Origin of the sequence: Porcincola sp. LCP21S3_C12, assembly GCF_052118625.1 — a bacterium.
In the GTDB taxonomy this organism is placed as follows: domain Bacteria; phylum Bacillota; class Clostridia; order Lachnospirales; family Lachnospiraceae; genus Porcincola.
On sequence record NZ_JBQKGW010000015.1, the window covers coordinates 64,150 to 74,083 of the forward strand.

At 54.2% G+C, this 9,934-nt stretch carries 7 protein-coding genes; 6 read left to right on the forward strand and 1 reads right to left on the reverse strand.

Going from position 1 to position 9,934, the window contains the following annotated elements; genetic code table 11:
* Positions 1-4: 4 nt before the first annotated feature.
* On the reverse strand, positions 5-2,404 hold the full coding sequence (leuS, locus tag ACTQ1N_RS09135; RefSeq protein ID WP_441956455.1) for a leucine--tRNA ligase: 2,400 nt from the start codon (positions 2,402-2,404) through the stop codon (positions 5-7).
* A 319-nt stretch (positions 2,405-2,723) separates the two neighbouring features.
* On the opposite strand from leuS, the gene ACTQ1N_RS09140 reads away from it, so the two are divergent.
* The 6 genes from ACTQ1N_RS09140 to ACTQ1N_RS09165 all read left to right on the forward strand — a co-directional run bounded on the left by ACTQ1N_RS09140 (position 2,724) and on the right by ACTQ1N_RS09165 (position 9,823).
* Positions 2,724-4,358 carry a CTP synthase gene (locus tag ACTQ1N_RS09140; RefSeq protein ID WP_441956456.1) on the forward strand — a complete coding sequence of 545 codons (1,635 nt, stop codon included), beginning with the start codon at positions 2,724-2,726 and terminating at the stop codon, positions 4,356-4,358.
* A 7-nt stretch (positions 4,359-4,365) separates the two neighbouring features.
* On the forward strand, positions 4,366-5,673 hold the full coding sequence (locus ACTQ1N_RS09145; RefSeq protein ID WP_441956457.1) for a glutamine synthetase family protein: 1,308 nt from the start codon (positions 4,366-4,368) through the stop codon (positions 5,671-5,673).
* A gap of 17 nt (positions 5,674-5,690) precedes the next feature.
* The gene (locus ACTQ1N_RS09150) at positions 5,691-6,269 is read left to right on the forward strand and encodes an ANTAR domain-containing response regulator (protein ID WP_441956458.1); all 579 of its coding nucleotides are present in this window, start codon (positions 5,691-5,693) and stop codon (positions 6,267-6,269) included.
* 298 nt (positions 6,270-6,567) lie between these two features.
* Positions 6,568-7,557 carry a radical SAM protein gene (locus tag ACTQ1N_RS09155; protein ID WP_441956463.1) on the forward strand — a complete coding sequence of 330 codons (990 nt, stop codon included), beginning with the start codon at positions 6,568-6,570 and terminating at the stop codon, positions 7,555-7,557.
* Positions 7,487-9,037: a 23S rRNA (uracil(1939)-C(5))-methyltransferase RlmD gene (gene rlmD, locus ACTQ1N_RS09160; protein ID WP_441956459.1), complete on the forward strand. Its 1,551-nt coding sequence runs from the start codon at positions 7,487-7,489 to the stop codon at positions 9,035-9,037. The genes ACTQ1N_RS09155 and rlmD overlap by 71 nt, the downstream gene beginning before the upstream one ends.
* 207 nt (positions 9,038-9,244) lie before the next feature.
* On the forward strand, positions 9,245-9,823 hold the full coding sequence (locus tag ACTQ1N_RS09165; protein WP_441956460.1) for a GNAT family N-acetyltransferase: 579 nt from the start codon (positions 9,245-9,247) through the stop codon (positions 9,821-9,823).
* Positions 9,824-9,934 lie beyond the last annotated feature (111 nt).

Consider the following 9,934-nt stretch of genomic DNA (forward strand, 5'->3'; position numbering starts at 1 on the left):
CCGCTTACCGGCTGACGACGAAGTTCACGATCCTGCCAGGCACGTAGATTTCCTTGCGGATCGTTCCCGTCAGGCGGCCTGCGAGTGCTTCCTTTGCGGCTGCAATCGCTTCGTCCTTCGTCGCATCCTTTTTGATTGTGATGCGGGTGCGGAGCTTTCCGTTTTCCTGGACAGCAACTTCGATCTCATCCTCGATGGTCTTGGACTCATCGAAGACCGGCCATGGTGCGAGCGAGCAGAAGCCCTCATGTCCTGTGAATTCCCACAGCTCCTCGCAAAGATGCGGAGCAAACGGGCAAAGGAGCTTGACGAAGGTTTCAAACTGCTCCTTCGAGATGGCACCGCCTGAGCTGACTTCGTTGATCAGGGTCATCATCGCGGCGATGGCGGTGTTGAACTTGGTCGCCTCAATATCATCGGATACCTTCTTGATGGTACGGTGGACAGCTGCTTCCAGCTTATCTGTCTTCGACCGGTCATCTGAAATCAGATCGGTGAGACCGGCGACACGGTCGAGGAATCTCCGGCAGCCCTTGACCGAGCTGTCATTCCACGGAGCCGCAGCACTGTAGTCGCCCATGAAGAGGACATAAGTGCGGAGCGTGTCGGCACCGTACTGATCCACGATGTCGACCGGGTCGATGACATTCCCCTTCGACTTGGACATCTTGTCTCCGTCGGAGCCGAGAATCAGCCCCTGGATCGTACGCTTCTTGTATGGCTCCGGGCATGGAACCTCTCCGATATCGTAGAGGAATCTGTGCCAGAAACGGGAGTAGAGCATATGTCTGGTGACATGTTCCATACCGCCGTTGTACCAGTCAACCGGCATCCAGTATTTCAGCTTGTCCTTGTCTGCAAATGCATTCTTGTTGTGCGGATCGCAGTATCTGAGGAAATACCAGGAGGAACCGGCCCACTGTGGCATGGTGTCTGTCTCACGCTGCGCCTTTCCGCCGCACTTCGGGCAGGTGCAGTTGACGAACTCCGGAACACGAGCCAGCGGTGACTGGCCGTCCTGGCCGGGCTCGAAGTTTTCAAGCTTCGGAAGTTTCAGCGGAAGTTGATCATACGGAACCGGGACAATGCCGCAGTTCGGGCAGTGGATCAGCGGAATCGGCTCTCCCCAGTAACGCTGCCTGTTGAAGGCCCAGTCCTTCATCTTGTACTGGACGCCCTTCTCGCCGATGCCTTTCTCCTCGAGAACCTCCAGCATCTTTTTGATGGAGTCCTTCTTGTTTGTATAGCCGTTCAGGAAGCCGGAGTTGATCATCTTTCCGTCGCCGGTATACGCTTCCTTTTCAATGTCGCCGCCCTCAATGACCGGGATGATCTCGCAGCCGAACTTGTGCGCGAAATCCCAGTCACGCTGGTCATGCGCCGGAACTGCCATAATTGCGCCGGTGCCGTAGCCCATCATGACATAGTCTGCTGCGAAGATCGGAATCTCTCTGCCGTTGACCGGATCAATGGCAGTCAGTCCATCCAGACGGACACCGGTCTTGTCCTTGACAAGCTGGGTACGCTCGAATTCAGTCTTCTTGGCACACTCTTTGCGGTAATGCTCCAGCTCGTCCCAGTTCCGGATCTGATCCTTGTGTTTGTCGAGCAGAGGATGCTCCGGCGCGACAACCATGAAGGTGACTCCGAAGAGGGTGTCACATCTGGTCGTATAGACGCGGAGGCTGTCATCGGTTCCCTTGACGGAGAAGTTGACGAAAGCACCCTCCGACCTTCCAATCCAGTGTATCTGCTGCTGCTTGACATTCTCGGGATAATCGACATCCTTCAAGCCCTCGAGCAGCTTGTCTGCGTACTTTGTGATGCGGAGATACCAGACCTTCTTCGGGAGCTGAATGACATCATTGTGGCAGATATCGCACTTGCCGCCCTGGGAATCCTCGTTGGAGAGGACAACCTTGCAGTGCGGGCAGTAATTGACAAGTGTCGTATCGCGGAACACAAGCCCGTGCTCGAACAGCTTGAGGAAGATCCACTGGGTCCACTTGTAATAGTCCTCATCTGTTGTGTCGATTACGCGGCTCCAGTCAAATGAGAAACCGACGCTTTTCAGCTGCTGAGTGAAGTGGTGGATGTTCTTGTCTGTAATCACCCGCGGGTGTGTGTTTGTCTTGATCGCGTAATTCTCAGTTGGCAGGCCGAATGCGTCGAAACCGATCGGGTTCAGAACGTTGTAGCCCTGCATCCGCCTCTTTCTGGAGACAACCTCGATGCTGGAATATGCCTTGATGTGGCCGACGTGCATGCCGGCGCCGGACGGGTACGGGAACTCGATAAGGCCGTAGAACTTTGGCTTTTTATCAAAATCCTTCGCCTCGAAGATCCGGGCGTCCTCCCACTTTTTCTGCCACTTGGGCTCGATCTTTTTTACATCGTATTTCATAAACGGACTCCTCCCCTCCGCCAGTCTGACAGGGGTATGATGCAAGTGTATTTCCGAGTGCTTTCCATATAATAGCGCACTTGCCCCATCCTGACAAGAAAGCGCGGCAGCCGCCTGTCTTCATTCGTTTCGGGAAAATGACTGCCGGGGAATCGGGATTTCTTGACAGGAGAATATGCCTATGCTACTTTAGCAGGTGTCGAAGGAGGCGTTTGCGGTCTGGCTCTATCCGATAAGGCACAGACTGCAGACGCTTCATGCATTTTTTCTATGAATAGGTCCGATTGAGGAATGTTCCAGCATTTGGAGGAGAAGGAAAGTGGCGACAAAATATATCTTTGTAACCGGCGGTGTGGTTTCCGGTCTTGGCAAGGGCATTACGGCAGCAAGCCTTGGCAGACTTCTCAAGGCGAGAGGCTTCAAGGTCGCCTCCCAGAAGCTGGATCCGTATATCAATGTAGATCCGGGGACGATGAGTCCGTACCAGCACGGTGAGGTCTATGTGACGGAGGATGGCGCGGAGACAGATCTGGACCTTGGACACTATGAGCGCTTCATCGACGAGGATCTGAACAAGTATTCCAACCTGACGACCGGAAAGGTCTACTGGAATGTTCTGCACAAGGAGAGAAACGGCGAGTATCTGGGGGAGACAGTTCAGGTCATCCCGCATGTGACGAATGAAATCAAGTCGTTCATATACCAGGTCGGAAAGAAGGGCAACGCCGATATCATCATCACAGAGATCGGCGGTACGACCGGCGACATCGAGTCCCAGCCGTTCCTGGAGGCCATCCGCCAGGTGCGCTACGAGGTGGGCAAGGAAAACTGCCTGTATATCCACGTGACGCTCGTCCCGTATCTGGAATCCTCCAGGGAGCATAAGTCCAAGCCGACCCAGCATTCGGTCAGAGAGCTGCAGTCCTACGGAATCTTCCCGGACATCATCGTCGCGCGCTGCAACCAGCCCATCGAGAAGAGTATCCTCAGAAAGATTTCGATGTTCTGTAATGTCAAGGAGGACTGTGTCATTCAGAATCTGACGCTCCCGGTCCTCTACGAGGCGCCGCTCATGCTTGAGGATGCAGGCCTGGCGAGGATTGCGCTCCGTGAGCTCCATCTGGACGAGAACATGCCGGTAGACCTGACGGAGTGGAAGGAGATGCTGACACGGATCAACGGCTGCGAGAAGAAGGTCCGGATTGCGCTGGTCGGCAAATATGTCCAGCTTCATGACTCCTATCTGTCTGTCGCTGAGGCGCTCAAGCATGGCGGCTGGGAGAACAATGTGGATGTTGACATTGACTGGGTGGACAGCGAAAGTCTCACGGCTGACAATGTCGATTCTATCCTGAGAGGAGTCAGCGGCATCATCATTCCAGGAGGTTTCGGCGGCCGCGGTATCGAGGGCATGGTCAGTGCCTGCCAGTACGCGCGCGAAAACCATATTCCGTTCTTCGGAATCTGCCTGGGCATGCAGATCGCTGTCATCGAGTACGCAAGAGACGTGCTCGGCTGGGCGGATGCCAACTCCGGAGAGTTTGACGAGCAGTCTGCTCACAAGGTCATCGATCTGATGCCGGATCAGCAGGGCAACCTGCCGAAGGGCGGTACAATGAGACTCGGCGCCTATCCGTGCAAGGTGAAGAAGGGAACAGAACTCTTCAACGCCTACGGAAAAGAGGAGGTGGACGAGCGCCATCGCCATCGCTATGAGGTCAACAATGAGTTCCGTCCTCAGATTGAGGAGAAGGGCGTTGTCTTCTCCGGAACGTCGCCGGACAACCACCTGGTCGAGGCCATGGAGCTTCCGGGATACGCATTCTATGTCGGCGTGCAGTTCCATCCGGAGTTCAAGTCCCGCCCGAACAAGGCACACCCGCTGTTCCGCGAATTCCTGAAGGCAGCTTCGGGCTTTGCGTCCGCGGGAAATGCCATTGGCAAGAAGGGATGAAAGTGTCATGGATCAGTCAATGATGGACCTGCTGCAGCTGGTCGAGGATGAGGATGTGAAGTTCATCCGTCTCGCCTACTGTGACCTGAACGGGCAGCTGAAGAATATGGCAATCATGTCATCGGAGCTTCGGCGCGCGGTCGAAGAGGGCATTTCATTTGATGCCAGTGCGGTTTTAGGCTTTACCGGAGTCGAGTATTCGGACCTGTTTCTGGTGCCGGACAACTCCACGGTGTCCATCCTGCCCTGGCGGCCGGCACACGAGCGTGTCATGCGGATGCAGTGCGATGTGAAGAACCCGGACGGAAGCATCTTCGAGCCTTACTGCAGGAATGTTCTCCGGAAGGCGGTTGACCGTGCAATCAGCCTGGGATACATCGTCAATATCGGGACAGAGTGTGAGTTCTATCTCTTCCGGCAGGATGAGGAGGGCAGGCCGACTCAGATCCCGCTGGACCGCGGCGGTTATAACGATATCTCTCCGATTGACCGGGGAGAGGATATGCGCCGCCGGATCTGCCTTGCAATCGAGGAAATGGGGCTGAACCCGGAGTGCTCACACCACGAGTGCGGACCCGGCCAGAACGAGATTGACTTCCGCTATGCGGATGCGCTGCAGGCAGCAGACAATTTTCTGACGCTCAAGATGGCAGTCAAGTCGCTGGCGCAGCTGAACGATCTCTACGCATCCTTCATGCCAAAGCCGCTTGAGGATAATTGCGGGAACGGACTTCACATCAATTTTTCGCTGATGAGGGGCGGGCATTCTGTGTTCAAGAGCGGCGGCGAGCACTCCCAGGTCGGGGAAAGTTTTATCGCTGGGATTCTGGAAAAGATCCCTGAGATCACCGCGTTTCTCAATCCGACGCCGAATTCCTATGAGCGTTTCGGAAGCTTCAAGGCACCGAAGTATGTGACCTGGTCACACCAGAACCGGTCTCAGCTGATCCGGATTCCGGCGGCGACGGGCGGACATGTGCGGGCGGAACTGCGCTCGGCAGATCCGTCTTGCAACCCGTATCTTGCATTTGCCCTCCTGATTCATGCCGGGTTGGATGGCATCGAGAACGAAACGAAGCTTTGTGAGCCTTATAATGGGAATGCCTATGAGATCAGCGATCCGTCTGTCAGGCGGATTCCGGAAAACCTGGGAGAAGCGTTGAAGCTGGCAGAGCAGAGTGATCTTGTCGCAAGAGCGCTTCCGGAGATGACCAGGCAGGAGTTCTTCGCGGAGAAGAAAGAAGAGTGGAAGGAATACCAGCTTTCCTCGGACCGGCATCAGCTTGAGCTCGACCGGTATTTCGGCATACTCTGATTGGAAGGAAACTTGATATGATCAAAGGGGATCCAAGTGTACTGCTCGCCGTCAGCGGGCCGAAGACCGAGAAAGTGTTTGCCGATATGGTTCTGGAGTGGCGGAAGTCAGAGCTGACTGTCAGGACAACAAGCCGGGAGGCATGGAAGAGTCTTCAGGAGACAACGTATTCTCTTGTGATTGTTCTGTCGCCCCTGTCAGACGGGCAGGGAATTGACCTCGCACAGATGGCAGCACAGACCAGCGCGGGGGTGATCTTCGTCTGCAGGCCTCAGGCCTACGATGCGGCGCTTCAGAAGCTGGGAGAAACCGGCGTCTATGTCTTTTCGACAGATATGGGGAAACGGGTCTTCCAGCAGGCACTGAGAATGATGTATGCGGTGAACCTCCGTCTCGCAAAGGATGCCCCGCAGACGCAGATGCTGCAGGACCGTATCAAGGATATCCGTGTCATCAACCGTGCAAAGTGTCTTCTGATCCAGTATGAGCGTATGAGTGAAGATCAGGCGCACAAGACGATCGAGCGGGAAGCGATGAACCGCCAGATGTCCAGAAGGGCGATTGCGGAGGAGATACTTGTTTCCTATGGCGCATGAGACCGGGCTGCAGATCAGGGAATTTCAAGAAAGAGATATTTCAGGTACCTCCATCCAGGAAATGACTGATGCACGCAGGCAGCTCCGGTGTCCGTGCACAGGAAGCAAAAAAGGGTTTCGGTCTGAGACAGCCGGAACCCTTTTTTATGAAGGCGAAGAGCCAGAAGCCATGATGCAAGCTTGCCCGCATATCATGGCTCCTGGCTCCTTGCCGTACACAAGGCAGGCCGGGGAAGACAGGGACGATTCGAACAGGGGGAAGGCGGGAACAGGAACGATGAATGAAATTGACCAGTATATGAGGGCGTGCAGACTCTGCCCGCGGGACTGCGGGGCAGACAGGCTTTCGGGAGCATGCGGCGCGTGCGGTGTCCCGGCAGAAGTCTATGTAGCCCGGGCAGCACTTCATGCCTGGGAGGAACCTTGCATATCAGGGAACAATGGCTCCGGAGCAGTCTTTTTTACCGGCTGCGGGCTGAAATGCGTTTTCTGTCAGAATGGTGCGATTTCGGGGACGGCCGTGCCGAAGAGGCTGGCGGAGACCGATGCACAGAAGTGCCGGGTTGCTGTGCCGGGGAAGCCGGTGACAGTCAGCCGGCTGGCAGCTGTGTTTCTCAGGCTTCAGAACGAGCAGCATGCCAATAACATCAATCTGGTCACCGCAGTCCAGTACATCCCGCAGGCAGCACAGGCGCTGAGAATTGCGAAGGCTCAGGGGCTCCGGATTCCGGTTGTATATAATTCAAGCGGTTATGAGAAGGCCGCCTCTCTGAGACTTCTGGAAGGGCTGGTGGATATCTGGCTGCCGGATTTCAAATATATGGATTCAGAGCTCGCCGCAGCGTATTCCCATGCGCCTGATTATCCTGATATCGCGAAGAGGGCGATTGCGGAGATGGTGCGGCAGGCAGGGGAGCCGGCATTCTATGAAGAAACCCGGTGGGGAAAAGATGGGGAACCGATGCCTGCAGGTTCAGGGGCGAGACTTATGAAAAGAGGCGTGATCGTCCGTCATCTTCTCCTGCCCGGACATGTGAAGAATGCAAAAGCTGTTGTACAATATCTGCATGATACATACGGCAATTCCATCTACATCAGCATGATGAATCAGTACACACCGATGAGAAATACTTTTGAGGATTCACTGTTGTCGCGAAAGGTCACAAAGCGTGAATATGAGAGGTTGACAGATTATGCAGTCTGGATCGGAGTCGAGAATGGATTCATACAGGAAGGCGGAACCGCGGAGGAAAGCTTTATCCCGTCCTGGAACGGAGAAGGTGTCTGAGGGACGCCGGAAAGACGGTCACACAGGCGCACGGAAAAAGCCGCATCGGGAGAACAGCTGCGGAGTCGGGACGTGGCAGTCTTGCCGGGACAGCGAACGTGAGGCCGGGACGTGGCAGTCCAGCCGGGATAGTGGACGCGGAGCCGGGACGTGGCAGCCCCGCCGGGACAGTGAACGCGGAGCCGGGACGTGGCAGCCCAGCCGGGACAGTGGACGTGCGGCCGGGATACAGCAGCCTTGCCGGGAAGACAGGCATGCAGCCACAGTAAAGGAGAATGTCTGCCCGTATGCGAAGAAATGCGGCGGCTGCGATTTTCAGGGGGTGCCTTATAAGCGCCAGCTCCAGAAAAAGGATGCACGCATCCGCTATCTGCTGAAGGACACCGTGCGCAGAATCCATCCCATCATCGGAATGGAGACACCTCTGCACTATCGGTGCAAGGTGCACGCTGTTTTTTCTCATGATCGGAAGGGAAATCCGATTTCCGGAATCTACGAAAAAAACTCTCATGTGATTGTTCCGATGGACAGCTGTATGATCGAGGATGAGGGGTGTGACCGCATCATTGTCAGCATCCGGAGTCTGCTGAGGTCCTTTAAAATCCGGACCTTTGATGAGGATACCGGGTACGGACTGCTTCGGCATGTGCTTGTCCGGAAGGGATACGCGACAGGCGAATACCTGGTCGTCCTGGTTGTCGCCGACCCGGTCTTTCCATCCCGAAATAACTTTGTGAAGGCGCTCAGGAAGGACCATCCTGAGATTACATCGATTGTTCTGAATATCAATGACAAATCAACCTCGATGGTGCTCGGTGAACGCAACATTACTCTGTACGGACCGGGATTTATTGTTGATGAGCTGTGCGGACACAGATTCCGGATCTCGCCGAATTCTTTTTATCAGGTGAATCCGGCGCAGACAGAGCTCCTGTATCGGACGGCAATCCGGTATGCACATCTGACCGGGAAGGAAGAAGTCCTGGATGCCTACTGCGGGACAGGGACAATCGGTATCATTGCCTCTGACCAGGCCGGTCATGTGACAGGAGTTGAGCTGAACAGCGAAGCCGTGAAGGATGCCATCAGCAACGCGAGGGCAGAGAAGCTGAAGAATGTCGATTTTATTTGCGCAGATGCAGGTGAATATCTGAATCAGTTGACCAAAGCGGTAGAGGCGGAAGAAACAGAGGGAGGGTTCAACGGGAGAAAGGCAGTCCGCAGGAAGAACCCCGGTGTCCGGCTCCCGGATGTCATCATCATGGATCCGCCCAGGTCGGGCAGTACGCCGCAGTTTATCCGGGCGGCGGCATTCTCCGGCGTTAAACGCATCGTGTATATTTCCTGTGGACCAGAGAGTCTTGCGCGAGACCTGGAACTCTTCGAGGAGCTTGGCTATGCTGCAGAAGAGGCACAGCCGGTGGATCTTTTCCCGTTCACGCAGCATGTGGAGACGGTAGTATTGATGTCAAGAAAATAAAATCAAGTGCCAGAAAGCAGCGTATTTCCGGGCTTTTTCGGAGGTTTGGATTAGTGGCCAGACTTCTGAAAAAGCTCGGTTTTCTTATGTGGAAACATATCTACTGCAAAATGTGTGTCAGGTTGTAACCTCGGATTAGATGTCAGGATTTGAGACAGTGGATTAGATGTCAGGCGTTTTGGGATGATTTTGGGAAAACGAAAAGGGATGACAACCAATCCGGCAACTCGACCATTTGGGGTGTTTGCAGGCAGTGAAATAGATGTGAAGGAAAAATTCGGTAAGTCGGGATTTTATGAAGTTGGAAAAACGGTATTTGTGGAGGAGGCCAACATGGAGATAGAATATAGAAAATTGGGTGAAAAAGAACTGGATGTATTTATCGAAATGAGAATAAATCAGTTAAGAGAAGAAGATGCTAAGGAGGATATCGACTTAAAACCGGCATTACTGGATTATTATATGCGTCATATGAAGGATGGGACATTTGTTTCGTGGATTGCTGTAGATGATGGCAGAATTATAGGAACAAGCGGGATGTCTTTTGTGGAAAAACCACCGTATTTCGGGTGTCCTAGTGGGAAGATGGGGCTGTTATCCAGTATGTTTACAAGTCCTGATTACAGGCGGATGGGAATTGCGAAAGAACTTTTACATAGGGTTGTTGAAGAAGCCAGAAGCTATGGCTGTGGTACGGTTCAGATTACAGCCTCAGATATGGGCGTAAAATTATATACAGCATATGGATTTGTTCATAACGGTAATTTCATGCAATACAAACTTTGATGCATTTTGCGGGCGCCGGCGGTCGCTGATGCGTTGACCACCGGTCGCGGCGCGGTTATTGAACGGTCGGCTGGCGGAGCCGGTCAGGACTGTTTATGAGTGTGATCATTC